This is a genomic window from Streptomyces lycii, from assembly GCF_009735685.1.
GTDB lineage: Bacteria > Actinomycetota > Actinomycetes > Streptomycetales > Streptomycetaceae > Streptomyces > Streptomyces lycii.
Window position 1 is genome coordinate 1 of sequence record NZ_WHPN01000179.1, and the last position, 1,293, is coordinate 1,293.

At 71.8% G+C, this 1,293-nt stretch carries 1 protein-coding gene; it reads left to right on the top strand.

What is annotated here, in order from left to right:
• The coding region (locus GCU69_RS07390) for a S28 family serine protease (protein ID WP_156205458.1) at positions 1-1,293 on the top strand (1,293 nt) is incomplete at both ends.

The following is a 1,293-nucleotide window of genomic DNA, read 5'->3' on the forward strand; positions in this document are numbered from 1 at the left end:
CCGGGGACGTCAAGGACCGGATCCTGGCCGTCCGGGGCATGAGCCTGATCGAGGAGATACCGGTCGAGGGCTACCGGTTCTTCGTCCTGAACTACACGCAGCCGGTCGACCACAAGCGCCCGTACCTGGGCACCTTCCAGCAGCGGCTCACCCTGCTGCACCGGGGGGAGGACCGCCCGACGGTCTTCCACACCTCCGGCTACCACGTCTCGACCGTACCGAGCCGCAGCGAGCCCGCGCGCATCGCGGACGGCAACCAGGTCTCCATGGAGTACCGTTTCTTCACCCCGTCGCGCCCCGAACCGGCCAACTGGTCCAAGCTCGACATCTGGCAGGCCGCCGCCGACCAGCACCGCGTCCACCGCGCGCTGAAGCGGATCTACCGCGGCAACTGGCTGGCCACCGGGGGCAGCAAGGGCGGCATGACCGCCACCTACTACCGCCGCTTCTTCCCGCACGACATGGACGGCACCGTCGCCTACGTCGCGCCCAACGACCACCGCAACGACGAGGACTCGGCCTACGACCGGTTCTTCGAGACCGTCGCCACGCCCGAGTGCCGCGACGCGCTCGACACCGCCCAGCGCGAGGCGCTGCTGCGCCGCGAGGAGCTGACCGCCCGCTACCAGGCGTGGGCCGGGGAGAACGACGCCACGTTCGCCACCATCGGCGGCATCGACCGGGCCTTCGAGTCCGCGGTCCTCGACCTCGCCTGGGCCTTCTGGCAGTACGGCACCGAGTCCGACTGCGCGGACGTGCCGGCGGCGGACGCCCCGTCCGGCGAGCTGTACGACTTCCTCGACACCGTCTCCGGCCTGTCCTTCTACACCGACGAGGGCCTCGCCCCGTACACGCCGTACTACTACCAGGCCGGTACGGAGCTGGGCGCGCCCGACGTCGCCGCCCCGCACCTGGAGGACCTGCTGCTCCACCCGGGGACGTACGGGCCGCGCGCCTATGTGCCGCGCGAGATCCCGATGGAGTGGGAGGACGGCGTGATGAGGGACGTCGACCGCTGGGTGCGGCACCGGAGCGAGCGGATGATGTTCGTCTACGGCGAGAACGACCCGTGGGGTGCCGAGCCCTTCCGGCTCGGCAGGGGCAGCCGGGACTCCTACGTCTTCACGGTGCCCGGGGCCAACCACGGCGCGAGCATCACCGCCATGAACGGCGCCGAGGAGGACACCGCGGTGGCGGCGATCCTGCGGTGGGCGGACGTGGCGCCGGACGCGGTCAGGCGCGACACCTCCGCGGCACGGCCGCTGGCGGAGCGGGACCCGGCGCTGGACGAGC